General features: G+C 57.8%; 24 protein-coding genes. 16 read left to right on the top strand and 8 right to left on the bottom strand.

What is annotated here, in order from left to right; all coding sequences use genetic code 11:
- The first annotated feature begins 298 nt into the window (after nucleotides 1-298).
- From WA845_RS14130 to WA845_RS14105, 6 genes are all read left to right on the top strand, one after another.
- Complete coding sequence (locus tag WA845_RS14130; protein WP_035211052.1) at nucleotides 299-499, top strand: hypothetical protein; 201 nt, start codon at nucleotides 299-301, stop codon at nucleotides 497-499.
- Nucleotides 500-709: 210 nt separating this feature from the next.
- Entirely contained in the window at nucleotides 710-1,489 is a 780-nt protein-coding gene (locus WA845_RS14125) for an ABC transporter ATP-binding protein (RefSeq protein ID WP_006698586.1), read from the top strand.
- A gap of 23 nt (nucleotides 1,490-1,512) precedes the next feature.
- Complete coding sequence (locus WA845_RS14120) at nucleotides 1,513-2,286, top strand: transporter substrate-binding domain-containing protein (protein WP_112636715.1); 774 nt, start codon at nucleotides 1,513-1,515, stop codon at nucleotides 2,284-2,286.
- 19 nt (nucleotides 2,287-2,305) lie between these two features.
- On the top strand, nucleotides 2,306-3,028 hold the full coding sequence (locus tag WA845_RS14115; RefSeq protein ID WP_174151596.1) for an ABC transporter permease: 723 nt from the start codon (nucleotides 2,306-2,308) through the stop codon (nucleotides 3,026-3,028).
- Nucleotides 3,029-3,040: 12 nt separating this feature from the next.
- Entirely contained in the window at nucleotides 3,041-3,730 is a 690-nt protein-coding gene (locus tag WA845_RS14110) for an ABC transporter permease (protein WP_037091118.1), read from the top strand.
- Nucleotides 3,731-3,747: 17 nt separating this feature from the next.
- On the top strand, nucleotides 3,748-4,674 hold the full coding sequence (locus tag WA845_RS14105) for a homocysteine S-methyltransferase family protein (RefSeq protein WP_174151595.1): 927 nt from the start codon (nucleotides 3,748-3,750) through the stop codon (nucleotides 4,672-4,674).
- A 210-nt stretch (nucleotides 4,675-4,884) separates the two neighbouring features.
- On the opposite strand, the gene WA845_RS14100 is transcribed toward WA845_RS14105, so the two are convergent.
- Nucleotides 4,885-6,219 (bottom strand): aspartate aminotransferase family protein, encoded by a 1,335-nt coding sequence (locus WA845_RS14100; protein ID WP_337322430.1) that lies wholly within the window; start codon nucleotides 6,217-6,219, stop codon nucleotides 4,885-4,887.
- A gap of 145 nt (nucleotides 6,220-6,364) precedes the next feature.
- Between WA845_RS14100 and WA845_RS14095 the strand changes: the two genes are divergently transcribed.
- The 4 genes from WA845_RS14095 to WA845_RS14080 all read left to right on the top strand — a co-directional run bounded on the left by WA845_RS14095 (nucleotide 6,365) and on the right by WA845_RS14080 (nucleotide 10,929).
- Nucleotides 6,365-6,913, top strand: a complete 549-nt coding sequence (locus WA845_RS14095) for a cupin domain-containing protein (RefSeq protein WP_004438580.1) — start codon at nucleotides 6,365-6,367, stop codon at nucleotides 6,911-6,913.
- A gap of 618 nt (nucleotides 6,914-7,531) precedes the next feature.
- Nucleotides 7,532-8,212, top strand: coding sequence for a sugar transferase (locus WA845_RS14090; RefSeq protein ID WP_004438583.1), 681 nt, complete (start codon nucleotides 7,532-7,534; stop codon nucleotides 8,210-8,212).
- A 184-nt stretch (nucleotides 8,213-8,396) separates the two neighbouring features.
- Entirely contained in the window at nucleotides 8,397-9,653 is a 1,257-nt protein-coding gene (locus tag WA845_RS14085; RefSeq protein ID WP_113731676.1) for a polysaccharide biosynthesis/export family protein, read from the top strand.
- Between the two features lie 7 nt (nucleotides 9,654-9,660).
- Nucleotides 9,661-10,929, top strand: a complete 1,269-nt coding sequence (locus tag WA845_RS14080) for an O-antigen ligase family protein (protein WP_113344059.1) — start codon at nucleotides 9,661-9,663, stop codon at nucleotides 10,927-10,929.
- Here the strand turns inward: WA845_RS14080 and WA845_RS14075 are convergent.
- The 5 genes from WA845_RS14075 to WA845_RS14055 all read right to left on the bottom strand — a co-directional run bounded on the left by WA845_RS14075 (nucleotide 10,926) and on the right by WA845_RS14055 (nucleotide 18,283).
- Nucleotides 10,926-11,420, bottom strand: a complete 495-nt coding sequence (locus WA845_RS14075; RefSeq protein WP_004438593.1) for a hypothetical protein — start codon at nucleotides 11,418-11,420, stop codon at nucleotides 10,926-10,928. The two genes, WA845_RS14080 and WA845_RS14075, sit on opposite strands and share 4 nt — an antisense overlap.
- 83 nt (nucleotides 11,421-11,503) lie before the next feature.
- Nucleotides 11,504-12,862, bottom strand: a complete 1,359-nt coding sequence (locus WA845_RS14070) for an HlyD family type I secretion periplasmic adaptor subunit (RefSeq protein WP_004438597.1) — start codon at nucleotides 12,860-12,862, stop codon at nucleotides 11,504-11,506.
- A gap of 8 nt (nucleotides 12,863-12,870) precedes the next feature.
- Entirely contained in the window at nucleotides 12,871-15,078 is a 2,208-nt protein-coding gene (locus WA845_RS14065; RefSeq protein ID WP_174151594.1) for a type I secretion system permease/ATPase, read from the bottom strand.
- Between the two features lie 68 nt (nucleotides 15,079-15,146).
- The gene (locus WA845_RS14060) at nucleotides 15,147-17,168 is read right to left on the bottom strand and encodes a hypothetical protein (protein ID WP_174151593.1); all 2,022 of its coding nucleotides are present in this window, start codon (nucleotides 17,166-17,168) and stop codon (nucleotides 15,147-15,149) included.
- Nucleotides 17,169-17,317: 149 nt separating this feature from the next.
- A complete protein-coding gene (locus tag WA845_RS14055) occupies nucleotides 17,318-18,283 on the bottom strand; it encodes a hypothetical protein (protein WP_006698576.1) in 966 nt (321 codons plus the stop codon).
- Between the two features lie 915 nt (nucleotides 18,284-19,198).
- Between WA845_RS14055 and WA845_RS14050 the strand changes: the two genes are divergently transcribed.
- On the top strand, nucleotides 19,199-19,969 hold the full coding sequence (locus WA845_RS14050; RefSeq protein WP_022563657.1) for a helix-turn-helix domain-containing protein: 771 nt from the start codon (nucleotides 19,199-19,201) through the stop codon (nucleotides 19,967-19,969).
- Between the two features lie 42 nt (nucleotides 19,970-20,011).
- Here the strand turns inward: WA845_RS14050 and WA845_RS14045 are convergent, their stop codons facing one another.
- Entirely contained in the window at nucleotides 20,012-20,359 is a 348-nt protein-coding gene (locus WA845_RS14045; protein WP_006698574.1) for a hypothetical protein, read from the bottom strand.
- A 392-nt stretch (nucleotides 20,360-20,751) separates the two neighbouring features.
- Here WA845_RS14045 and WA845_RS14040 point away from each other — a divergent pair, with 392 nt between their 5' ends.
- The 5 genes from WA845_RS14040 to WA845_RS14020 are packed head-to-tail and all read left to right on the top strand — an operon-like array spanning nucleotide 20,752 to nucleotide 26,181.
- Nucleotides 20,752-21,774, top strand: a complete 1,023-nt coding sequence (locus tag WA845_RS14040; protein ID WP_006698573.1) for a UDP-glucuronic acid decarboxylase family protein — start codon at nucleotides 20,752-20,754, stop codon at nucleotides 21,772-21,774.
- Nucleotide 21,775: 1 nt separating this feature from the next.
- Nucleotides 21,776-22,759, top strand: a complete 984-nt coding sequence (gene galE / locus WA845_RS14035) for a UDP-glucose 4-epimerase GalE (protein WP_337322429.1) — start codon at nucleotides 21,776-21,778, stop codon at nucleotides 22,757-22,759.
- Complete coding sequence (locus WA845_RS14030) at nucleotides 22,756-24,687, top strand: glycosyltransferase family 2 protein (protein ID WP_045535105.1); 1,932 nt, start codon at nucleotides 22,756-22,758, stop codon at nucleotides 24,685-24,687. Before galE ends, WA845_RS14030 begins: the two co-directional genes overlap by 4 nt.
- Before the next feature lie 14 nt (nucleotides 24,688-24,701).
- Nucleotides 24,702-25,205 (top strand): DUF995 domain-containing protein, encoded by a 504-nt coding sequence (locus WA845_RS14025; RefSeq protein ID WP_034498547.1) that lies wholly within the window; start codon nucleotides 24,702-24,704, stop codon nucleotides 25,203-25,205.
- Between the two features lie 13 nt (nucleotides 25,206-25,218).
- Nucleotides 25,219-26,181, top strand: a complete 963-nt coding sequence (locus WA845_RS14020; protein WP_004438632.1) for a glycoside hydrolase family 26 protein — start codon at nucleotides 25,219-25,221, stop codon at nucleotides 26,179-26,181.
- A gap of 53 nt (nucleotides 26,182-26,234) precedes the next feature.
- On the opposite strand, the gene WA845_RS14015 is transcribed toward WA845_RS14020, so the two are convergent.
- Nucleotides 26,235-26,434: AGE family epimerase/isomerase (locus tag WA845_RS14015; protein WP_337322428.1), on the bottom strand; the 200-nt coding region annotated here is incomplete at its 5' end.

Here is a 26,434-nt window from a genome sequence, read left to right as displayed (position 1 = left end):
AAGCCCGCTTGAACGGCGTTGCCGGTTGCCGGAGTTGACGCATCGCCTCGGGATAATGTCCATGCGAGGCGGGCACTCTATACGGGCCAGAATTCAGGGGTCGACTTCGATCCGAATGATGCTATGGTTCATACATTGCCATCAACCGAATTCGTAGGCGGTGGCAACTGAGGGTTACTATGTGCTCCCGCCTGCTTTTTGCGGAGATGCACATATGTTGTATCCGTCAAATTTCGAATATTGTCTGCTACGACGAATTCTCGTTCGTTGGGCCGCCCGTTTCACATCAGATGAGACGTTGCAGGCCAAACTCGTGGAAAAGACGATACGCAAAACTCTTCAGGATTTTCTGCTGAAGGATGATGGTGCAGCCATCGACCTCGAGTTGCTCGCGACGATGCGCCGGTTGGCGTTATGCGAGTTTGGTGTGAAAAGAGATCAGCAAAATCAGGCGCCGCCGGTTGACGTGGCCGAAGGACGCGGCGCATCTCCGCAATAGCGGTATCTCCGCAGTGATATCTCTCCGACTGCGCCATAGGGCGGAACGGAGAACGGTGGCCGGATAACGGCAGTTGGCCGCAATTTTCTTTCTTTTCCGTTGGCGGGAATGTTTTTTCCTTTCCGCGATGCAATAGAGCGGTTATTTCCGCGTCAGAAAACGCGCACTTTGCTAGATGTGCGCAGCTATTGACATGAGCCGGACCCTTTGATGACGACTGACGTTCCCTGCGCATTGGCGGTTGACGATATCCACAAGAGCTTTGGTTCTCACGAGGTTCTGAAAGGTATTTCGCTCAAGGCGCACAAAGGGGATGTCATTTCCGTCATTGGCTCCTCAGGCTCCGGCAAGAGCACCTTCCTCAGATGCATCAATTTCCTCGAAGTTCCGGATCGTGGCCGCGTGATCGTGAATGGCGAGGAAGTGGCCGTGAAGTACGGTCGGGACGGCAATGCCATGCCGCAGAGCTGGCGCCAGGTGGAGCGTTTGCGCACCGGTCTTGGCATGGTCTTTCAGAATTTCAATCTATGGGCCCACCGCACTGTACTTGAGAACATCATAGAAGCCCCGGTGCATGTGATGGGCGTGAAACGTGCGGAAGCCATCGAGAAGGCTGAAGCGCTGCTGCACAAGGTCGGGCTTTACGCGAAGAAGGATGCTTATCCGGCGTTCCTGTCCGGCGGTCAGCAGCAGAGGGCAGCCATAGCCCGCGCGCTCTGCGTCGAGCCGGCGGTGATGTTGTTCGACGAACCCACCTCGGCGCTGGACCCGGAGCTGGTCGGCGAGGTGTTGAAGGTGATCCGTGATCTCGCCGAGGAAGGCCGCACCATGCTTCTGGTGACACATGAGATGCGATTTGCGCGCGATGTGTCGAGCCATGTCATGTTTCTGCATCAAGGCCGCGTGGAAGAAGAAGGACCGCCGGAACGGGTCTTCGGCAATCCTCTGAGTGCAAGGTGCCGGGAATTCACCGGCGCGCTCGCGAGCTGATTTTTTCGTAACAGGAGATTCAAATGAAATTCTTCGCCTCAATGCTGGCCGGTACGGCTTTCGCACTTTCCGCTTTCTCCGCCAGCGCAGACGTCCGCTTCGGCGTCATGAACGAAAGCTATCCGCCTTTCTTCGCGCAGGACGCCAGCGGCAAGTGGCAGGGCTGGGAAATCGACCTGATGGATGCCGTCTGCGCCGAGATGAAGGAGAAATGCTCCATCGTCGCGCTATCCTGGGACGGTCTCATTCCCGCGCTTGAGAGCAAGAAATTCGATGTGATCTGGTCTTCCATGTCCAACACGCAGGAGCGCCAGAAGGTGATTGGCTTCACCGACAAATATTACAATACCCCGAGCAAGCTGATCGGGGCCAAGGACGGAAAGCCGGGGGCAACGGCTGAAGACGTGAAAGGCAAGACCATCGGTATCCAGGTCGCCACCATTCAGTCTGCCTATTATGCAAAGTATTTCAAGGACGTAGCCGACGAAAAAACCTACCAGACGCTGGATGAGGCGTTTCAGGATCTGGCTGCGGGTCGTATCGATTACGTCTTTGGTGACTCACTTGTTCTCGACACGTTCCTGAAAAGCGATGCCGGCAAGGATTGCTGCGCGGATGCCGGCAATGTTGCTGACGACCCGGAAATCCTCGGACTTGGCGTTTCAGGTGGCGTACGCAAGGACGACAACGAACTGAAGCAGAAGCTGAACGCCGCCATCGCCGCCGTCCGCGCCAGCGGTAAATATGATGAGATCACCAGGAAGTACTTCAGCTTCGATATCTACGGCGCGAAGTAATCCGGGTCGGGTTCGGCAGATGGCAAGCCTGGATACAATGTTGCAGCTTCTGTCGCCCTATCCTCCGGGATGGGGTGGTACCCTGTTGACGGGTGCTGCAGCGACGCTTGCCATCTCGGCCGGGGCCTATCTCATCGGCATGGTCATCGGCATGGCGGGCGCCTTGGGCAAGCTTTCGGGCAACCGCGGGCTCGAAACCGTCCTCAATCTCTACACCACGCTCATCCGCTCCGTGCCGGAACTGATCCTGATTGTGGGGCTTTATTATGCCGGAACCGACGGGCTCAATCGCCTGCTGCAGCTGGCCGGATTGCCGGTGCTCGAAGTCAACGGCTTCATAGCGGCAGTGGCGGTTCTGGGCTTCGTGCAGGGCGCTTACATGACGGAAGTGCTGCGCGGGGCGATAATGGCGATCCCCAACGGCCAGATCGAAGCGGCGAGGGCTTTCGGCATGTCTCCCCTCCTGCGGTTTCGCCGTGTCGTTCTGCCGGCGCTTTTGCCCAATGCTCTGCCGGGGCTTTCCAACCTGTGGCTCGCCGTCACCAAGGACAGTGCGCTTGTCGCCGTTGTGGGGTATCAGGAACTGGCGCTCGCGACCCGGCTCGCGGGTGCAAGTACCAAGCAGTATTTCCTGTTCTTCATGGCCGCGGCCCTGATGTATCTGGCGATCACCCTCGTCTCCAATTTCATCTTCAGGCAGATCGAACGGCACGTGCGCCGTGGTCAGCCCAGTCTGGCGTGAGGGAGATTGGCGATGGATTTTTCCTGGGTCGGGAAATACTGGCCGCTTCTTCTCTCCGGAGCATGGCAGACGATCGCCCTGCTCGTGATCTCCGTCTGCTGCGGTTTCGTTCTCGCCATCGGACTTGCCTTCGCGCAGGTCAGCGGCGGCCGAATGACCCGGATTCTCGCGCGTGGTTATTGCACCTTTTTTCGGGGCACGCCGCTGCTGATACAGCTCTGGCTGCTCTATTACGGCGTGGGGTCGCTCTTGCCCATGGTGCCGGGGCTGCGGCAAAGCTTTCTGTGGCCGGTGCTGCGCGAAGGTTTCTTTTTTGCGGCGGTCAGCTTCACGCTGAACTACGCAGCCTATGAAGCCGAAGTTCTTCGTGGTGCGTTGCTGGGCGTTCCAAAAGGCGAACTCGAGGCGGGCAGGGCCTTCGGCATGAGCCGCTTCACGCTGGCGCGCCGCATCTGGCTGCCGCGCGCGATCCGCGCGGCGCTGCCGACGATCGCGGGTGAAGTGGTGATGCAGCTGAAAGCCACGCCGCTTGCGTTCACGGTGACAGTCATGGATCTTTACGCCGTCGCCTACAAGGTGCGGCAGGACACGCTGCTGGTCTACGAGCCGCTTTTCGTCGTGACGATTTTTTATCTCATCCTCACCGCCATCATTGCCCGCTGCTTCGGTTTCATCGAGGCGCAGGTTCCGGTGCGCCGATAGCCTATCAAGGAGTTCTCATGAGCGATATTCGTATTCTGGACGGTGGCATGAGCCGTGAACTGCAGCGGCTGGGCGCTGAACTGAAGCAGCCCGAGTGGTCGGCGCTCGCGCTCATCAACGCCCCGGACATCGTCCGCCAGGTGCATGCGGAATTCATCGAGGCTGGCGCGGATGTGGTGACCACCAATTCCTATGCGCTGGTCCCTTTTCATATCGGCGAAGACCGGTTCAACAAAGAAGGTGCTTCACTGATCGCCCTTTCCGGTCGCCTGGCGCGTGAAGCGGCGGAGGCTTCGAAGCGTAATGTGGCCGTGGCCGGCTCGCTTCCTCCGATCTTTGGCTCCTACGAGCCAGAAAATTTCGATCCCTCTCGCGTTCAGGACTATCTGAAGGTGCTGGTCGAAAATCTTCAGCCACATGTGGATGTCTGGCTTGGAGAGACCCTGAGCCTTGTCGCTGAGGGTGAGGCGGTGCGGCAGGCGGTGGCCGAGACGGGCAAGCCTTTTTGGATTTCCTTCACGTTGAACGACGAACCCGCTCAGGTGAACGGTGCGGAGCCCAAGCTGCGATCCGGCGAGACCGTGCGCTCCGCCGCCGAATGGGCCGCCGGATCAGGTGCCACAGTGCTGCTCTTCAACTGCAGCAAGCCGGAAGTGATGAGGGCTGCCGTGGAAACCGCAGCCGCCGTCTTCAAGGAAAAGGGTGTTGCTCTGGATATCGGCGTCTATGCCAATGCGTTCGAAGGCGAACAGGGCGACTCCGCCGCCAATGAGGGGCTGCACGGCACGAGAGCGGATCTGACCGATGATGTCTATTCCCGCTTCGCCTGCTCCTGGGCAGATGCGGGGGCCACCCTGATCGGTGGCTGCTGCGGTATTGGCGCTGCGCATATCCATACGGTTGCCGATACGCTTCGCCGGCGTGGCACTGGCAGAACGATCTGAAAAGAGAGCCCCCTTGTCGAAAAGGTGCGTGCCATCGCCAGCCGCCTGGCCAAGCTCAAGCGCCGGTCCCGGCCGCATGGTGATCTGACAGGGCACATATGGCGTCCCACGGGCGAGGGCGGCCTGCGCTCGATTCAGGAACATTCCATGTTACTGGTAGAAAAGTGAAAAAGGCTGCAATTTAGATTGCAGCCTTCCTGTTAAATCCAGTTATTCCGCTCTTTTCAGCGCGTCGCCGAGAATGGAAACGATGTCGTCGAAGTGGGATTTTTCGGCGATCAGCGGCGGTGAAAGAGCAATGATGTCGCCGGTGACGCGAATGAGCAGGCCACGTTCGAAGCAATCCACAAAGACACCATAGGCACGGGCGCCGATCGCGCCGTCGCGCGGCTGGAGTTCTATGCCGGCGATGAAGCCTATGGTGCGGATGTCGATGACGTTGGGCGAGCCCTTGAGCGAATGAATAGCATCGTGCCAGGCGTCCTGCAATTCGGAGGCGCGGGTGAAGAGGCCCTCGTCGCGATAGATGTCCAGCGTTGCGATGCCTGCCGCGCAGGCGACGGGGTGGCCGGAATAGGTATAGCCATGGAACAGTTCTATCTGGCTTTCGGGGCCATGCATCAAGGCATCATGAACCTTGCGGCTGGTGAAGACCGCACCCATGGGGATAGCTCCGTTTGTGAGCCCCTTCGCCGTGGTGACGATATCGGGCGTCACGCCGAAGTAATTACTGGCGAAGGATGAGCCCATGCGTCCGAAACCGGTGATGACCTCATCGAAGATCAGCAGAATGCCGTACTTGTCGCAGATGGCGCGCAGGCGTTCCAGATAGCCTTTCGGTGGCACGAGGACACCGGTGGAGCCCGCCACGGGTTCCACGATGCAGGCGGCGATGGTTTCCGCACCGTGCAGGGCGACCAATCGTTCCAGATCGTCCGCGAGCTCGGCGCCGTGCTCTGGCTGGCCCCTGACGAAGCTGTTCTTCGTAAGATCGTGGGTGTGACGCAGATGGTCGGCGGGGATTTGCGGGAAGACGCGGCGGTTGTTGACGAGGCCGCCCACGGAAATGCCGCCGAAACCGACACCGTGATACCCACGTTCGCGGCCGATGAGGCGGCTACGCGTCCCCTGGCCAATGGCTCGCTGATAGGCGATCGCGATTTTGAGCGCGGTATCGACCGATTCCGATCCCGAACCAGTGTAGAAGACGCGGTCCAGTTTGCCGCCTTCCGGGCCGGGGGCGATTTCCGCCAGCCGTTCGGCAAATTCGAATGCGACCGGGTGACCCATCTGGAATGAAGGTGCGTAATCCATAGTGGAAAGCTGGTGCTTCACTGCGGAGGCAATCTGCTGCCGTCCGTGGCCGGCATTAACGCACCAGAGGCCAGCCGTTCCATCGAGAACCTGACGGCCATCATTGCTGGTGTAATACATGCCTTCGGCGCTCGCCAGCAGACGGGGATTGGCCTTGAACTGCCGGTTGGCGGTAAAAGGCATCCAGTAGCTGTCAAGCGATGTGGAATTAGATCGGCTCGGGTTGTCCATCACGGTTCTCCTGTTCATGGCCGACGATTGAAAGCTATTTTCTTCACCGAACAAGCCCTTTTCTCCATGTGGCGAAGTGATTGAAAATACTGTAGGCGTGAAGACGGGTTTTCGATATTTCGAACAACGGCAACGGGGGCGACGGATGTCGGTGGATATAGGGGGACGTTTGCGCCATCTGCGGCTGCGTCACAATATTTCCCAACGGGAACTGGCAAGGCGTGCTGGTGTCACTAATTCTACGATTTCCCTGATCGAATCGAACACCTCGAACCCCTCCGTGGGCGCGCTGAAACGCATTCTCGATGGCATACCGATAGGGTTGGCCGAATTTTTCGCCTTTGAGCCGGAGACGAGCCGTAAGGCTTTTTACCGGGCGGACGAGCTGGTTGAAATTGGCAAGGGCCCGATCTCGTTTCGCCAGGTGGGCGAGAATGTCTTCGGCCGCAGCCTGCAGATACTGAAAGAGTGCTACCAGCCCGGCGCCGATACCGGCAAGGTGCCCTTGGTCCATGATGGCGAAGAAGGCGGCATTATCCTTTCAGGGCGACTGGAAGTAACGGTGGACGAGGAGAGGCGGGTGCTCGGCCCGGGTGATGCCTATTATTTCGAAAGCCGAAGGCCACATCGCTTCCGCTGCGTCGGACCGGTGGCCTGTGAGGTCATCAGCGCCTGCACACCGCCAACCTTCTGATTCCCCCAAACTGGGGCCTGGAACCACCTTCAGGAAAGGCGCGCAGGGCTGCGTTCAAAAAAAGTGGCCGTTAGCTATGCGCTTTTTGCGTAGCTGCCATGACAATAATGCAGTTTATCGCCACTCTTTTGCCGCCTTTGCCGCCTTTTAGCGATTTTTCCATCGCTTTTTCTTGGCGAGGTGCAGGTAGGGGGTAAAAAAATCCCAGCCGATATGTCAAATTTTATATGCATTGCCACAATCTTGCTGCGCCGCAAAAAAATTTAATAGTCTGTCATATGACGCGCTGTTCTTAACGTTCCTGTCTCATCTCGCCAAGTTATAAGAAACACATAAGAAAAGGCTATAGCTCCCGCAAAAACCAATACATGCGACGGCGTCACCCATGCTCTCAAGACATGGCCTCCAGCACATTTGTTGCTTTTTTGTGCAACCGTTAATATTGCCCGGACGTTGATCGGCCGCTCACGCAAGAAATCGCATAGACGGTTATGGGCAATGTGCCTTACAAAAAATCCATTAGCATCAAATTCCGAACACAGACTTGTTATCTCCTTTAGACGGAAAGACGCGCCTCCGGGCACCGACCAATCGCAAAACATAAATGGAGTTCTCTCTATGAAGTCCGCGACCCAATCGGCTGAACAGACACTCAGCAGCTCCGAAGATTTCGATGTCAGTTTCCCTATCGGGGGCATCGCAAAACGCAGCTTCGATATGACATCGGCTGCTCTTGCGCTGCTCATCTTCAGCCCGATATTCCTGCTGATCGCCGTTCTGGTGAAGATGTCCGACCCCGGTCCGATCTTTTATGGTCACCGTCGTGTGGGACATAATGGCCGCTATTTCCATTGCCTGAAATTCAGGACGATGGCGATGAACGGCGATGAGATCCTGCGGCAATATCTTGCCGCCAATCCGGAAGCCGCCGAGGAATGGCGGGCTACCCGCAAGCTCAAGAACGATCCGCGTGTTACGGCCGTTGGCGCCGTGCTGCGCAAGCTCTCCCTTGATGAACTGCCGCAGCTCATTAACATCCTTCGTGGTGAAATGAGTGTGGTTGGCCCGCGTCCCGTCGTGGACGAGGAGCTGAGCTACTATGAAAGCGCTGCCGCCTATTATCTCAGCACCCGCCCGGGTCTGACCGGCCTGTGGCAAATCAGCGGCCGTAACGACGTGTCTTACAAGACCCGCGTTGCCTTCGACACACAATATGTCCAGAACTGGTCGATGCGGCAGGATGTCTTCATCATCGTCAAGACCATTCCCGCCGTGTGCCTGTCACGCGGAAGCTACTGAAAACCGATATTGAGTTCGGCTATATCGATCTTCGCTTCGACACGCACCCCGACCGGGATCCCAAGTCCGGTCTTCGGGTGCGTCATTGGTGCTAATCATACCGGCCGCTTCTTGCGGCGCCGCCTTGCCGGTCGCGCGACGGCCTGATCGCCTGTATGGCGATCCGCTAACAGGGAGTTTCCCGATGAACGGCTTTTCCGCCGCCCACCGCCCGTTTGTGGCCCTCGTTCTTGCTGCTACCGTCGCTTTTTCCGCGCCGCTTTCCACAATGGCTGCGGATGGCGTTCAATATAAGCTCGGTACCGCGGACAAGCTGCGTATCCGCGTTGCCGAATGGCAACCGGCCGACGGCAGCATCCGCAACTGGGACGTCATCAACGGCGACTATTCCGTCGGGCCATCCGGTACGCTGTCCTTGCCCTTCATCGGTCAGCTCGACGTCGCAGGCAAGACTCCTTCCGAGGTGAGCGACCAGATCGGCGCTCAGCTTCAGAGCAAGTTCGCCCTCCGCAACCTGCCTTCGGCCTCCGTAGAGATCGCCCAGTTCCGGCCGATCTTTCTGAGTGGCGATGTGCAGACACCGGGTGAATATCCCTATGCCCCTAACATCACCGTGCTGAAGGCTGTCAGTCTTGCAGGCGGCTTGCGGAGGTCCGACGCCGGACAGCGTTTTGCCCGCGACTTCATCAATGCACGTGGTGATGCCGCCGTTTATGATAACCAGCGGGCAAGGCTGCTTGCCCGCCAGGCGCGGTTGATCGCCGAGGTAAAGGGCGATCAGACGATTACCAAGACGCCGGAGATGGAAAAGATCGCCGAGATCGACACGCTTCTCGCCAGCGAAAGCGCGCTGATGAAATCGCGGACCGAGCGTTATACACTTCAGCTCAAGGCGCTGACGGACTTGCACGCGCTTTTGCAGAGCGAAGTCGAATCCCTGAAGAAAAAGTCGGAAACGCAAAACCGGCAGCTTCAACTCGCCAATGAAGACCGCGACCGCGTCAACAGGCTGAACGAGCAAGGCCTTGCCTTGTCGCAGCGGCGCATTTCGGCAGAAGAACGTGCGGCCGAGGTGGAATCCACCCTCCTCGATATCGACACGCAGTCGCTGCGCGCCAAACAGGATATCAACAAGGCAACCCAGGACGAGATCAACCTGCGCAACGACTGGGTGGCGCAGCGCTCCAAGGAGTTGCAGGACACGGAAGCGGAACTCGACAAGCTCAATCTGCAGCTGACCACGAGCCGCGAATTGATGTCGGAGGCACTGGCGCAATCGGCCGAGGCGATCCGCTTCGATCCATCGGGTAAGTCCGCGACGATCAGCTATGTCGTGGTGCGTGAGGAAAACGGCAAGCCGAAGGAGCTGAAGGTCGATGAAAATGCCTTGCTTCAGCCCGGCGACGTCATCAAGGTCTCTTCCGAAATCCTGATGCAGTGAGGTTTCAATGCGGATCGCCAAATCGGCGCTGATCGATCCCGAACGCAATGAGATTTATGGGATGACGGCCGTTGCGCTGTCATTCTTCGTTTTCGCCTATTCGTCGCGTTTCGGGCAAATCTCGGTTCTGGCCTATTATGGCATGTGGTTGCCGCTGGTGGTGGTCGACTACCGGCGCGTGCTCGGCAATTATCCGCGTTACCTGTGGATTTTCGGCTTCGGCATTCTTACCGTCCTGTCCAGCTTCTGGTCGGAAGCCGTATCTGTAACCATGCGCGCCTCCATCCAATACATGACCCATATCGTTTGCGCGCTGGTTGCCATGCGCGTGATTTCCATCCGGACGCTGACGCGGGGCGCTCTGATTGGCATAGGCGTCGTCCTGCTCTATTCGCTCCTGTTCGGCATCTATCTTTTTGACGCGCTTGATGGGACCTACAGTTTCGTCGGTGCCTTCTCATCCAAAAACCAGCTCGGTTTCTACGCGTCGCTGGGCGTCATTTTTGCTGCCTCGTCTGTGCTGGTACTCAAGCAAAGGGGCATCTGGCTGCCGATTGCAGGCGTGACGGGACTCTTGTCTGCCTATAGCCTCGTCGCATCGCAATCTGCCACCTCCGCCATCACCACCGCGGCCGTTGTCGCCCTCATCATCGGTTTTATCCCGATCGGGATGCTTTCGCCCGCAAACCGTAAAATGATGTTTTTTGCTCTCGGCGGTCTCGGCGCGCTGCTTGCGGTGGCTGCGCTACAGTTCGGTCTGTTAGATGCCATTCTCGGTATCTTCGGCAAGGATTCGACGCTGACCGGCCGAACCTATCTCTGGCAGCAGGGCATAGAGGCTGCAAAGCAGGCTCCGATCCTGGGGGTCGGCTACCAGGGATTCTGGGTCGCGGGTTTTGCCGATGCCGAACGGTTGTGGAACGACTTCTTCATCACCGGCCGCAGCGGCTTCCATTTCCACAATACCTATATCGAGACAGTGGTGGAAAACGGCTTTGTCGGCATGATCCTGCTGGGCATGGTGCTTTACGGCACGCTGCTGGGACATCTGAGATCGGTGCTGATGCGTCGAAGCGACCCGCAGGGCGTTATCCTTTTTGCGATTTGCGCGCTGTTCGTGGTGCGATCCTTCGTGGAGATTGACATCATCTTCCCCTATCAGATCGGTTCGTTCCTGCTTTATTTCGCGGCCGGAAAACTTTGCCTTCCGGTAAAGGCGGCGCGGAACGGTGAGACTCACCCCGCTATCGGCATGAGACTGCAGACCAGACCCTAGAGATAATCCGCCGAGACATGTGGACTGGCGTGAATGAAGCTCCACATGTCCTTGCTGACCTCGACAATGTCGGCGATTGATTTTTCGAGCTGGCCGATTTCCTTTTCGTCCATGCGCTCGACCTTGCCGTAGCGGACCTGGCTGTCATCTTCCACCAGACGCATCAGCTGAGTGCTGGCGATATCGCCCTTTTCGTCAAAAGAATAGATGCAGTGATTGTATTTGTTGCGCGTCTTCGCTTCCCTCTTCAGCCGCGCCATGATGGAGAGGACAGTCTTCCGGTCCTTCGCGTCGGTGGAGGGAAGCTTTGCCAGGCGTTCGATGAGATCCATGCGCGCCCGCGTGGTGTTGAGGGTGAGGAACACGACGATGGCAGCCTCCTTGTCCACTTTCAAAAGGTGGACGATCAGATAGATCATCAGGCTCTCGGTGTTGGTCCACACATAGTTCAGCCTGCCGACCAGCAGCAATACATCCGACATCGCCGCCATGACGCTTCTCCCGCCCCGACAAAACATCCTTCGACATCATATGCCGACTGTCGCGGAAAAGACAGGGTAGGTTACTGATTTCTTCATCTTTCCTTGAAAGCACGGGACATGCTGTCAGCGATCGGCTTGGTCAGATATTCGAAGAAAGTACGCTCCGAAGTCTGGATCAAGACGTCGGCAGGCATGCCCGGCACGGGGCGGAAATTATGGACCTTGGCGATTTCCTCATCGGGCACCTGCACGCGCACGATATAAACATCCTTGACCTGCAGACCGGCGTTCTCCTCGATGCTGTCGGCGGAAACGTAAAAAACCTTGCCGTTCAGGACCGGCGTGGTGCGGCGGTTGAGCGCCGAAAGACGGATCGCCGCCGTCTGCCCCTCGTGCAGTTGGTCAATCGAGGTTCTGAGCACCTGCGCCTCGAGGATCAGCGGAACATGGGCCGGCAGGATTTCCATGATCGGCTTGCCTGTCGTTATGACGCCCCCGGGCGTGTGATAATAAGCGCGCACGACAGTTCCGTTGACGGGGGAGCGGATGACGGTGCGCTCCAGCACTTCGGCGGCCCCACGGACCTGTTCGCGCACGCTGTCAAGATCGGACTCCGCCGTCTCCAGCGCGTCAAGCGCCGCCTGCTTGTTGGCGTTGACCGCAATGATCGCTTCCTGCTTGAATTTGGCGATCTCCGCTTCGCTCTGGTTCATTTCGCCGCTGAGACGGGCAATGTCCCCCATCGCATCGGCAATGGCGCGCTCCAGCGCCAGCATGTCGGTCTTGCGGATGACACCATCCTTGGCGAGCCTCTCCTTGGAATCGCGTTCCTGCGTGAGAAGCGCGAGTTGCCGGTCGAAGGACTGCTTTTGCCCGTCATAACCCGCATAACGAAACTCCAGCGACCTGATGTTCTTCTCGATCAGATTCAACTGCTCTTCGAGCTTGATGAGTTTGCTATGGAACACGATGTTCTGGCTCTGGATGATGGCGTTGATATCCGGATCGCCGGCTTCCTTCATGACGATGTCGGGCACCTTGAAGCTCTTTGCGCCCTGCGCTTCGGCGCGCAGGCGCGTGACGATGGTCTCAAGCCGAAGCCGCCGCAGCTGCAACATGCGTTCGTTGGCGAGCGCCGTCGTCTTGTCGAGTGTGAGCAGCACGTCGCCTACCTTGACCGTGTCGCCTTCGCTGACCATCATCTCCTTGATGATGCCACCTTCCAGATGCTGCACGACCTTGTTATTGCCGGTGGCAACGAAGCTGCCCTGGGCGATGATGGCGGAGGAGAGCGGCGCGGTGCCAGCCCAGTAGCCGAACCCGCCGAAGGAGGCGAGCAGCACGGCAAGACCGATCGAGCTGTGCAGGCGGATTGAGCGCGGTACCTCGCTGTACCATTCCAGCTGACCCTGTGGTTTGACTTCGGCAATGGCGTTCTTTTTCCTGAACATGACGATCCTCAACCCTCGATCTGCGGGGACTGGCTGGCCTGGCGGCCATTGCCGGAGAGCGCTTTCAGCACGTCCATCCTTTCGCCGAACATGGCGACCGACCCGTCTTTCAGCACCATGATCTTGTCGACGCATTGCAGAAGCGCGGGCCGCTGGGTGATTGTGACAGTGGTGATGCCCTGTCTTTTGGCGTGCAGCAGCGCCTTGGCCAGGGCCTGCTCACCCTGGGTGTCGAGGTTTGAGTTCGGTTCGTCCAGCACCACGAATTTTGGGTCGCCGAAGAAGGCCCGAGCAAGTGCGATGCGCTGTTTCTGCCCGCCGGAAAGCGGTGCGCCATCGGCGGCGACCACGGTTTCATAACCCTGCGGGAAACCGGCAATCAACTCGTGAACGTCGGCCAGCACTGCGGCCTCATAGATTTGCCTGTCCTCTATATCGTCGCGCATGCGGCAGATATTGGCTTTGATGGTGCCCGGGAACAACTGCACGTCCTGTGGCAGATAACCAATACTTTCCCCGAACTGCCGCTGGTCCCAGTTGCGCAGATCCATGAGATCGAGGCGGACATTGCCCGATGTAGGCAGGATGGAGCCGACCAGCATTTTGCCGAGCGTCGTTTTGCCAGAGCCGGAATTGCCGATGATGGCAAGCGATTCGCCCTTTTTCAGCGAAAAAGAGATACCGTTCAGGATCACTTTCTTCTGCGGCGGCGGTACGAAGAGAATGCGCTCAACATCCAGGCGTCCTTCCGGATTGGGAAGGCGCAGGCGCGGGAAATTGAGCGGTGAGCTGATGAGGAGCTGCTTGATGCGGCCATAGGAGGCGGCCGATTTGTTGAACTGGTGCCAGCCCTCGATCGCTCCTTCAATGGGCGCGAGCGCACGGCCCGAGACGATGGAGGCCGCAATCACCATCCCGCCTGTCAGCTCGCCGGAGAGCGAAAGATGCGCGCCCCAGCCGAGAAGCGCAACCTGTGTGATCATACGCGCGGCCTTGGACACGCCAGAGAACATGATGTTTCGATCCTGTGCGGCCACATGCGATTTCAGCGAGCCCGCCGTTTCGCGGCCCCACATTTTTACCGCTTCGGGGATCATGGCGAGCGCGTTGATGATCTGCGAATTGCGCGACATGGAATCGAGATGGAAATTGGCGCGGCTCAGATAACCCGAGGCTTCGGAGAATTGCCGTGCGGTGAAGCGCTGGTTCAGCCAGGCGATGGTGAACAGCACGGCGCAGCAGACCATGATGATAATACCGAGATGCGGATGGACCAGATAAACCACCACGATGAAGAGCGGCATCAGCGGCGCATCGAGAAAAGCGATAAGGGTTCCCGAGGTGAGGAATGAGCGCAATTGCTGTAAATCCTGCAATATCTGGTAATCCTTGCCGCTGCCATGCAGGGAGGCTCGTGCGGCGGCAGACAGGATGGGAGCGCCGAGCTGGACCTCGAGCTCCACAGCGGTACGCATCAGGATGAAGCGGCGGATGGCATCCATGAAAGCCTGCAGCAGTACCGCTCCGAGAACCGCGACCGTCAGCATCACGAGCGTATCCATCGAGCGGCTCGTCAGCACGCGGTCCGAAATCTGAAACAGATAAAGGGGTATGGCGAGAAGCAGGACGTTGATGGCGACGGTGAACAGCATCACCACAATCATGTTGCGGCGTACCGCGGCGATACCCTTGGCAAGGCTTGCAGCGAAATTGATGGGTTCGCTGCGTTTATGAAAGCCGCTCTGGCTGCTGCCACCGCCGCCGCCACCGCCGCCACTGCCCGTTGGCTCCTTGCCATCGCCGCCACCGCCCGTCGCCGGGCGGCGTTCGGTTTCACGGATCGGACCGTCATTGTTGTCGATAGTCTTGACGAAGGGGAGGTCGGGCGCGCTCTTCAGTTCTGCATTGTCGATCTTGGCTTTGGGGGCAGGTCGCGACGCGGGGTGTGGCTCCTGCTGTGGTGCGGGGTTTCCCGCTGGCATATCCCGCAATGTGCCGGATTGCGGAGTCGTAGGCGAGGGCGGTGGGGCCACCTCCGGAGAGGGCGGGGTTGCCCTAGCGATCTGTTCCGCACCCGACAACTGGCGAAGGTTCTCTACGGCTTCATTGATGGCTGAGATACAGGCGTCTGTCAGCTTGCTGTCTTCCGCGTCCTGATCCAGCGGTAAATCCAGCGAGCGTCCATCCGCAATCGTTCTTCTTGAAATATGATCCATTTTTATCGGTCCCCTCGGTGATCTTGCGGCTTTTGCGGTTACGCAGGCGGAACTACCGCCGGCAAAACCTACGCGGTGACCGCTTGCATGACGTCGGATGAGTGAGCATTGGACCACGACAGGTCGTGCCCGGCATTGATGACGCCGTCGGATTCGTTTTCGATGGTGGCGGGATCGTCGTGAAGAAAGGCGATGACCTCGTTGGCAAGTTGGCCCGGTTGCGCCGGCTGCGACGTATCGTTTTCGATGATGCCGCCCTGTATCAGAATGGCGTCGGAATAAACGCCGCCGGCAACATAGGTGGTGGAACCGAAGCTGTCGTAATCAATGATCTGCGCGAGATTGATGACGGCATTGCTGCCGGTATCGATATGGACGTCGGTATTCTCGTTGTTTTCGAGCACCTTGGCAGCGGCCTGGGTAACGTCGTCGGAATCGCCGAGCACACTCACCTGCTTGATGATGCTGACATCGTAGAGATTGCCGGTGATGTAGAGCACGTTCAGTCCCTGATAGCCGGCAAAATTGCTGTCATGCGCAAGTGCATCCGGCATGTTCGGATCGCGCTCATTGATCGCGGACACCGTCTGCGCCATGTAGTCGGGCATCGTTTCGAAGCGGTCGTTGGACCCGACGTTATAGATGGAGGCATCATTCCAAAGGAGATTGTTGCCGGATTGAATAGTGGCGCCTCCCGGTGCATCGGGATTGGCGCGGGCCCAGTCATTGTCGTAAAGCACGGCGATCTGGCTGATGAGGTTCATGTCCAGCACATTGCCGCCAACGATGATGAGGTCATACTGCATTCCGATGCCGAGGAAATTCGCAATATTGAGTGCGGCATTTCCCCCTGTCAAAAGACTGACGCTCGCACCGGATGTCGTGATCATCATCGTGTCGTTGTCGCTGACGAACTGGTATTGTTCGATCCAATGCACGAAGGAAACGTCACCCTCCAATACGCTGACGCGCCACGCGGTGGGGAAAATCGGCATTTCGCCGGTTTCAGGGCTCTCCGTCGCCGTATTTTCCGCGCCGGGGAAAATGCTGCGTTCGAAATTGGCGATGTTGTAGGCGGCCGTGTCGGCCTGATCCTCGGAACGGGTGAAAACGGAAGCGATTTCGTCCCTGTCGCTATATATATAGGCCTGGGTGATCGCATCGATCTGGTGGTAGTCACCCATTACGGCGGTGACGGAGGTCATGACGGCGGTGTTGACCAATGTGGCGACGTTGGCGACGACATTGGCGCCTGCGGCCACATCGAGACTGTTGCCGGCGGGACTTTCTTCATGCAGCGCAACGTCACTTCGTTCCGGTTCTTCCGGAGGCTTGGCAATGCCGCGATCCGGCATGTAGTCGTCCAGCGCCGGCTTCTCAGCGGCGGCAACGCCATTGATATAAAGACCATTGATGTCGTTGCCGGCCAGGACGAAATCCTGATCTGCGCCGGTCCCGAGTGAGGTAACGTCGTTGTCTCGGGCGTGCTCGATATAATCATGCGCGGTCTTGGCGAGAGCCTGCAGCGCATCATAGCTGTCGGTGCGCTGGAAACCGGAAAAAGGGGTGAAGACGGACGCTTCGTTGTAGAATTCGACTGTACGTTCAGTGACGAAGCTGGTGTCGCGGGCCACGTTGGGGCCGTCCGTCATATTCAGATAATCATCGTCCTGAAGAATATTCACCTGCGCGATATGGGCGACAACCGAGCCTGGGCCGGTATGAATTACCAGCTCACGTTCGTCCTCGAAGGAAAGGCGACCTGGAAAGCGGAAATTCGCAGCGGAAATATCGACCGGTATCGAATTCGCAAACTGCTGCATGTCATGTTCGACCGTGCGTGCGAAATGCGGCGGGAGATAATCGAAGTCGTAATAGCCGGCATGGTACTTGACGCCAGGATCGTAGTCCTGAAGTGCAACGTCATAGTTCTTGTCGAGCAGCCTTGCTGCTTCCTCTTCCGGCAGTTGCTCAGGCCCGGAACGTGCGGGGCCTTCACTATAGTTGTTTCGCAGACGTGCTTCTTCGGCCATCGTGTCGAACAGGCCGATGAAATGCGCGATCATGTCTGAAATCTTGTCAATATGCATTGGAGGTCCCTCCCCGATCATTGCGGCACGTCACAGATGGCGGGCGGCACACGTCTTGGAAGCGGTGCTTCTCTGTCGCCAGGCCTGTCCATGAACCGCAAACTGCACCGGCGGACGCCGGTGCAGCTCTTTTCGTCAAGAGATGGTTGTCAGGAGTGATCCTCACCGACGTCCGAGACACTGGAGTTGCCCCCTGTGACCGTGACGTCAACGGCATTGGAGAGCATGTTGGCGCCCTGCACCAGCTCCAGATGGAAGCCGGAATTTGCAAGGATTGCCGATGCGTCGGCCGTGCTGGTGCCTGCTGCGTCGTCGCCGGCCTTGAGATCCCATCCCTTGCCGTCGATGCCTTCTGCGCCATAGGCGTCGCCTGCATTGGCGCTCAGGTGGTTTTCGGCGCCACCGTTCTGCATCTTGATGTCGTACGCCTCATCCTGATCCGCCAGGTGGTTGGCCTGCACGAGGCTGAAGCCCGTGTCGTTGCCGTCACCGTTGAGCGAGTCGTTGAGGATGCTGTCGACATCCAGGGTAAAGGAGAAGTCGTCACCCAGATTGAAGGTGAGGTCTCCGCCGGCGATGCCGAGATTGCCGACATCCTTGACGCCCGTGATGTTGCCGAAGTCGTCATCCGACTTGTAGAAACTGTCCGAGGAGTTGAAGCTGTCGGTGGTTGTCGAGACCTTGGTGGAGGTGTCGTTGTCGGAATAGGAGAACGTCTTGTTGTCCGTATCCGTAATCGTCTTCACGTTGGTGTCGTTGTCGCTGTACGACTTGCTTTCATAGCTCCAGTCGTAATCGGTCTTGATTTCGGTGCTGGTTTCGGTGCTCGTCTTGGTCGTCGTGTCGTTATCGCTGTACGACTTGCTGTCATAGCTCCAGTCATAGTCGTTATCGCGATTGTCACCATTGCCGACTGCAACATCGATCTTGGCATCAACATCCACATTGGTGCTGTTGTCGCTATTGTCGTTGTTGCGGTTTTCACCGTTCGCGGTGCCGACGTTGCTGTCTTCCACCTTGGCGTCATTGGTAGACGTGTTGGCAAAACCATCGGAAAGCGCGCCGATCTTGGTGATATCGTCGTCGCTGCCAGCGGATTTATGATCATAACCCATTTCGATTTCCTCCGAAAAAGCTCGGAGCAGCTTTCGAAATCCCTCTCATCTCAAACGGGATTTTTTCGCGCTTGCTCCGGATAGCATGAAGATTGATGTTTTGCAGATGGACTCGGTTACGCATCATCTGCGGTTCGGTATTGGCCCGTGGACGGGCTCTTTTTGTTTAGCCCTTGTGCGCTACTCGATAAAAAAGGGCGCACAAATCCGTTCCTCGCTCCCGCAGGGTAGCGCGGTGGCTTCGTCTTTTCGCTTGCATGTTTTCTTGAAAAGGGTCCGGCGCTCTCAAACACACGTCAAGGCCGGGAGTGTCTTTCCATCAGCCGCCGTTCAGCGACGGTTAGACTGTGCCGCAGAAAAATTGCGCTTCCTAGATATCAATTTGGGCTAAACCTATCGGCGTTCCACCCGGATATATACGTCGCAAGCGGTTGTCCTGCGCATCGTTCGCCGGTTCATTCTCGAAAAAAACGCCGCTTCGGCAGGGCAGAGCGGCTGTTTCGTGAAACATGGTTTATTTCGGTGGAGAGAGGTCCCCATCCCGAAAAGGCACAGGCTTTGGCATGTGCAGCAGGCGAGCTATGTCGAGGGATATCAACTGGAAGTTACATTTCGTCGGAACGCAAAACCAGCACGAAAGCTTTTCCGATATATTTGTTTTTACGCAGGTTCCGGGATCACTGATTCTGATCCGGCTTAACCTATTTTGTATGTCAATTGTAAAAAATAACCCGTTTGGGCCATTTATTTACGCAGCTTTTCGTATTAGCGTTTACGAATTAACGGGTGATTAATAATAGTTGACATGACATGAAGCGGAGAATCGCCTCCAAGTTTTAAGGGGTGGGTCGCCGGGCGGATGACAGACTGCGCAACCAAAAGAAAGTAATGCGTAAGCGCTTGAGGGAGGCGTCAATGTTCATGGGAACGTCAGATTATGCGGCAAAACAAAAAAACGCCGTTACACATATAAATGGAACTTTGTTGATCGTAGCGGATCCGGACCTGTTTTCCGAGTGCCTCATGGAGGCGTTGGGCAAAAAGTTCCCTACATTCTCCGTGGTAAGCGTGACATCGTCGGCAACGATTGATGATGATTACGGCGCCGACGTCCGGCTCGTATTGCCCTATCGCCTGGCGGGTGAGCGGCTTAATAGTGTATTGTCGGCGATCCGTGAAAAACATCCTGAAGCGCCGATTGCGCTCGTCGTGGAAACGATCGACAAAATTGAAGAGCCACTGAAGCGGCTGGTGGGAATGCGCATCATCGATGGTGTGCTGCCGCTTAATCTCCGGCTCGACGTCTTCATGGCGGCGGTCGACCTGCTCATGAAGGGCGGGGAGCATTTCCCGGCGGCCCTTCTAGGCAAGCTTACGCCCTATCCCACCGCAGTCGGTGGTAAAAGCGTGCGGAACAGCCCTGTCATCGCCAACCGTGCCGACGCCCTCGCCGAGAGCAGGAGCGACATGGCGACGCTGACGACGCGTGAGGTGCAAATCCTCGACCTGTTATGCAAGGGTACGCAGAACAAAATCATTGCCGACCGGCTTCATCTGTCCGAGAACACGGTGAAGGTCCACGTTCGCAACATCTACAAGAAGATGAACGTTCGCAACCGCACGGAGGCGGCGTCGCGTTTCTTCAGCAAGGATGAAGGCGCGACGTTCTCCGGCTGGAAGAACTGAGCGTCGAGCTGCCAGAGGCAGCCCGGACGTTATGCAGGAGGCTCAGGGCCTTAGGAAGCAGCGGGACTTTTGCCCAAATCCGCTCGGCGAGCAGATATAGGGAGAAGAGCCCGAATAGGAAGGTCGCGAAACTGCCGGTGTGTCCGAAGCATCTGCAACAAGCGTAACGGCTGCGTTGCCGGTTTTTTGATAGCCATAGGCCGCCTTCGCCGGCGTGACGCGGCTCTTGATCGTAGTCGGGCTGGCCGATGCGGTTGTGAGAACGGCGTCTTCGACGACGGAGCATGAAGCGGTCGCGAAAGTGAAAGTCAAAAGTGCGCCGGCAACGAGCGCAAGACGACATTGACGGACTGTTTTGCCGCCACGGAAATAAGGCATTTCATTCATCATGTGTGTCCCCTGAAATCGACTGTCTGTCGCATCTCGCCGGGCGGTTTTGTTCCCGGTGGACCGAGCCTTACAAAACCAGGATAGCCCCGACTGGTTGAGCGAAGCTTGCGCTAATGCTCAATAAGAAAGGCATAATGGAGGCGTAGTTAAAAAGTATTAAATCAAAGGGCTATTTTGAGTAATTTTGGGTAATCAATTGTAATATTTCGATAAATTGAAGTTGACCTGTTTTTGCCTGCGCTTATCATGAAAGTGGAAATTTATCGGATGTGAATATTAAAACCTCAGGAAGAAGAAAAAATAGAGGGATGATATTCAGATAGCGTCAAATGGAGAGTTTAATTCACTTAGTTGAATCGGCTGTGCTGATTCACCGTGGGGAGGTGTGTGTTATGCGTAATTTCGTTCCCAACGAACATGATAACGGCGTTACCATTTACTCAGATTGGAAACCCGGGCAACGGGTACTCGTTAATGGTGGCGCCGGTTTCCTGGGCTCCCATCTCTGCGAGCGGTTGCTGAGCAGCGGTCACGAGGTGATCTGTCTCGATGATCTTTCGACCGGCCGTACCGCGAATGTGGAGCATTTGCGGAACAATAAGCGGTTTCTGATGGTCGAGCACGATGTGCGCAAACCCTATGACATCGATGTTTCGCTGATCTTCAACTTTGCCTCTCCGGCTTCGCCGCCTGATTATCAGCGCGATCCCGTCGGTACCCTTCTCACCAATGTACTCGGCGCAGTCAATGTGCTGGAAGTCGCGCGCAGATGCGGTGCTACCGTGGTGCAGTCCTCGACCTCGGAAGTCTATGGCGATCCCCACGTCAATCCGCAACCGGAAACCTATTTCGGCAATGTAAATACAATCGGGCCGCGCGCCTGCTACGATGAAGGGAAACGCAGCGCGGAAACGCTGTTTTTCGATTATCACCGCACTTTCGGTGTCGATATCAAGGTCGGACGCATTTTCAACACTTACGGGCCGCGTATGCGCCCTGACGACGGCCGTGTGGTTTCGAACTTCATCGTTCAGGCGCTGAAGGGGGACGACATCACCATTTACGGTGATGGCAGCCAGACCCGTTCTTTCTGCTATGTCGATGACCTGATCGATGGCTTCCTGCGCTTCTCGGCCAAACCGAAAGACTGCACCGGGCCGATCAATCTCGGTAATCCCACAGAAATTCCCGTGCGGCAGCTGGCCGACATTGTTATCCGGATGACAGGTTCTCGCTCGCGCATCGTCCATCTGCCTGCCGCGATCGATGATCCGCAGCAGCGTCGTCCGGATATTTCGCGGGCAAACGAGCTGCTGAAATGGCAGCCGCGTGTACCGCTCGAAATCGGCCTTGAAAGAACGATCGTCTATTTCGATGCGTTGCTGGCGGGCCGGAAAGTGGCGGAGGCCGTATGAGATGCCCCGCACAATCCTCGTCACGGGCGGGGCCGGATTCATAGGCAGCCACATCTGCAAGGCGCTGGCGCAATCCGGCTTCAAGCCCATAGCTTATGACAATCTATCGACCGGTCACGCGGATTCGGTCCGCTGGGGTCCCTTTATCGAAGGCGACATTCTGGATCGTGGTTTCCTGAAAGCCACGCTCCAGGAATTCTCGCCAGCCTTCGTTATTCATTGTGCCGCCAACGCTTATGTCGGCGAGTCCGTCGAGGATCCACGCAAATACTACCGCAACAATGTCGGCGGCAGTCTTTCGCTGCTGGACGCCTGTCTTGACCAGAATATCGGCGGACTGGTGTTTTCGTCCAGTTGCGCCACCTATGGCGTGCCGCCGCAACTGCCCATCCTTGAGGAGACGGCACAGACGCCGGTCAATCCTTACGGCCGCACCAAGCTGATCTTCGAGATGGCGCTAGACGATTATGCCGCCGCCTATGGTCTGCGTTTCGTTGCACTGCGTTATTTCAATGCCGCCGGTGCGGACCCGGATGGCGAGCTTTGCGAACGTCATGAACCGGAGACGCATCTGATTCCCCGTGCGCTGATGGCCGCTGCTGCAAGGCTGCCGCAACTCGATGTGTTCGGTGCCGATTACGATACCAGTGACGGTACCTGCATTCGCGATTATATCCATGTCAGTGACCTGGCCGATGCCCATGTTGCCGCGGTCAACTATCTTGCCGATGGCGGCGAGACGTTGCGTGTCAATCTCGGCTCCGGTCACGGCACATCGGTCGGTGACATCATTCGGGCAATCCATCGCGTGACGGGGCAGGAAGTCCCTGTTCATTTCGGCGCACGGCGCGCAGGAGACCCTCCGGCGCTCTTTGCCGATATAGAACGCGCACGGCAGACGCTCGGCTTTGCGCCCAGACGCTCCGATATAGACACTATCATCCGCACGGCCGGTCCCGGTTTTGGACTGGAGGTGCTGTCATGACGATGCGCTCCACGCCCTCAGTCGCATCCCCCCGCGCCGCTGCAGGCGTGTTGCGGATGCTGCCGATCTTTACAGGCTGGAACCGCCTTGCCTACCTGCTTGGCATCGGTGGCTGGCTGGTGACGCTCGCCTATTTCTGGATCTGGTGGCTCGATCGAGATCGCGTCATCGACTGGCCCTACTACTCCGTGGTCACGTTGGCGCTGGCGTGGATCACGCTTCTGCCATCCTATTTCATCTTCATATTTCTCAACGCGAGGGTTGTTGACCCGCGCTCGCCTCTGCCGCGGGGCAGGGTGGCGATGGTGGTCACCAAAGCGCCGTCGGAACCTTTCGCGGTAGTGGAAAAGACACTGCTGGCCATGCTGGAGCAGAAGGGTCTGGAGTTCGACGTCTGGCTTGCCGATGAAGCCCCGGATGCGGAAACGTTGAAATGGTGTGGCGCGCACGGCGTTTTCGTTTCCACCCGACAGGGCATTGCCGAGTATCACCGCAAGACCTGGCCGCGGCGCACGCGCTGCAAAGAGGGCAATCTCGCCTATTTTTACGACCGTTACGGTTACGAGCGTTATGATTTTGTCGCCCAGTTCGATGCGGATCACGTGCCGGAACCCGACTATCTGAGCGAGGTAATCCGTCCCTTTGCCGATCCGAGGATTGGATATGTGTCCGCCCCAAGCATTTGCGACGCCAATGCCAATGAAAGCTGGGCCGCACGCGGCAGGCTTTATGCTGAAGCAAGCCTGCATGGTGCGCTCCAGCTGGGATACAATAATGGCTGGGCGCCGCTTTGCATCGGCTCGCATTACGCCGTGCGCACGAAGGCTCTTAGGGAGGTGGGCGGCCTCGGGCCGGAGCTTGCCGAAGATCATTCCACCACGCTTTTGATGAATGCCGGCGGCTGGCGCGGCGTCCACGCCGTCAATGCTATCGCCCATGGCGACGGGCCGGTGACCTTTGCCGATCTCATCGTGCAGGAGTTCCAGTGGTCGCGCAGCCTTATGACCATTCTGCTGCAGTATTCACGGCATTACGTGCCGAAGCTGCCCGCGCGACTGAAGTTCCAGTTCCTGTTTTCGCAACTCTGGTATCCGCTGTTCTCCGGCTTCATGGCTCTGATGTTCGTGCTTCCGGCCGTGGCGCTGGTGAAAGGCCATGTGCTGGTCAACGCATCCTATCCGGCGTTTCTGGCGCATTTCCTTCCGGTTTCGCTGATTATGATCGTGTTTGCTTTCTTCTGGCGGGCCACGGGCGCGTTCCGTCCGCATGATGCGAAGCTCTTCAGCTGGGAGGCCATGGTGTTCCTGTTCCTGCGCTGGCCGTGGTCGCTTATGGGTGTGCTGGCGGCCATACGTGACACGATCCGTGGCGATTTCGTCGATTTCCGCATCACACCCAAGGGCACGCAGGCAAAACCGCCGCTGCCGCTGCGGGTAGTCGCACCATACACGGTCCTCGCGGCACTCAGCCTTCTTGCCATGGTTCTGGCGCCGCGCCAAAACGGCGCGGAGGGGTTCTTTATCTTCGCTGCCATCAATGTGGCGATCTATGCGGGCCTGTCGGTGTTCCTGCTCATCCGCCATGCAGTGGAAAACGGTTTGCCGAAGCTGCCGGCCCTGCGCGGCGGCGCAAGTGCTGCCGCCTGTTCCTTGCTGCTGGTGGCCGGAAGTGCTGCGGAGCTCAGCTCCCATGCGATTGGTGGGCTGGAAGCTCTCTCGCATGGACAACCCTATGTCAGTTTTACCGAAACACGGTTCACGGTCGCAGGTGCGGGCGCGGAAGGTGCGAGGTCGGTGCGTCTGAAACTGCGCATTGCACTGCCTGGACTGCGCGGGCCGGAGGAAATGCAGGCAGAACCAATCGTTGCGCCGCCTCCGGCGGTGGCAACCGGAGAGATCATGCTGGCCGACAATAGGGTCGGACAATGAAGGAGGAGGCTGTGATGAAAACAACAATAAGCACATGCGGATTCTCCGCTTTCGTACTCTGTCTTGCGGTGGTCGCGCCAAGCGTCGTCCATGCTGCAGGCGGCACGAAGACGCCGAAGCCGCTCAGAACCAGCGAGGTCGTGGAGATGTATTTCGACAAGACCTGGAAATGGGATACGGGCGGCGGGCGCTTCATCGCCGACGGCCGTAAATTCATCGCTGCAACGGAAGAAAAGGGCAAGAAGTCCATCGGTGAAGGCCGCTGGACTGTCGATGCCAATGGCACATTGTGCATGCGCGCCACCTGGAAAGCCGAGGCGGGAAGCGGCAAGGCCGATACCTGCTTCGACCATGGCCGCATCGGCAAGGTGCTCTACCAGCGCAAACAGGGCGGGCAATGGTACGTGTTCCGGCACAATCCGCCCCGCCCTGGCGATGAATTCCTCAAGCTCGTCCGCAAGGACGATGTCACGCCGCAGATCGCCGCCTACGACAAGGCGATGACGGCAACAAGGTAAGGAGTAAGGTGTCATGCAGATAACAAGACGAACACTTCTGTTCGCGAGTGGTGCCGCCGCAGCCTTTACCGCCGGAATGTATCCGGTGCTCAAGCTCGACGCGCAAGGGGTCGCCCCCATGACCTCGACGGGCATGAAGACGCTTGCCGACAAAAGACCGACATTGCATGCGGACGGAATACGTTTCGGCGCATATGATCCGCACGGCGATTTCACCGGCCAGTCCGGGGTGGCGACGGAACACCTGTTCTTGCCCTGGGAAGACGTGGATCTCGATAGTCTCGCACTTGCGGATGCCTACGCCCTGGAGCGAAAGCGCAATGTGATGATCACGGTCGAACCCTGGTCGTGGGACGTCAACTGGCGCCTCTCTTCAGACGAGTTGCGCCGCAAGGTTCTGAGTGGCGATTACGATAAGAACATGCAGGCGATCGCCGCACGCATGTCGGCCATGAAGAGCCCGCTGATCCTGCGCTGGGGGCAGGAAATGGAAGACACGACCGGCCGCTTCTCGTGGTCGGGCTGGAACCCGCGTGATTACATCACCGCCTATAAGCGCGTGGTGGATATGACGCGCAAGGCTGTTCCCGGTGTGAAAGTGATGTGGTCACCGAAAGGTCTGGATGGTTTGCGGGCCTATTATCCCGGTGACAATTACGCCGATCTGGTCGGTCTGTCGGTGTTCGGTCTCGAAGATTACGACAAGATCGAATATGGCGCGCCGAAGACCTTCACGGATCTGCTGCGCAAGGGCTACGGACTCGTCGAGACCTTCGACAAACCAGTCTGGGTCGCAGAACTGGGTTATGAAGGCAGCGATTCCTACGTTCGCCCGTGGATGAACGACGTGACGCTGAAACAGGCGGATTTTCCAAAGCTGGAAGAAGTCGTCTACTTCAATGACAAGGACGTTCATGCCTGGCCGCACAATCTCGGCAGACCTGACTGGCGCGTGGTGCGTCCGGCCAAGGTTTGACCGGTATCAAAACCGGCGAGCGGCGATGCCGCTCGCCCGGTAAGTGACGTTCCTCACCCTGCTGCCAGCACCGCCTCGGCCTCATAGATGGCGCAGACGATGTGATAAAACGTGCTTGCCGGCGCTGGTTCGTCGAGCATCGGCCGGTCCGCCGGCCATTTGTCGAACCACAGGCCCTTGACCGGCGTGTCAAGGAAAGGCTGCAGCGCGCCGATGGCGCTCAGACCAGAGGCAAGGTAACGCTGCCGCTCCT

Origin of the sequence: Agrobacterium sp. CMT1 (genome assembly GCF_037203725.1) — a bacterium.
Classification (GTDB): Bacteria; Pseudomonadota; Alphaproteobacteria; order Rhizobiales; family Rhizobiaceae; genus Agrobacterium; species Agrobacterium pusense.
This window is presented reverse-complemented; position numbering and strand designations above follow the sequence as displayed.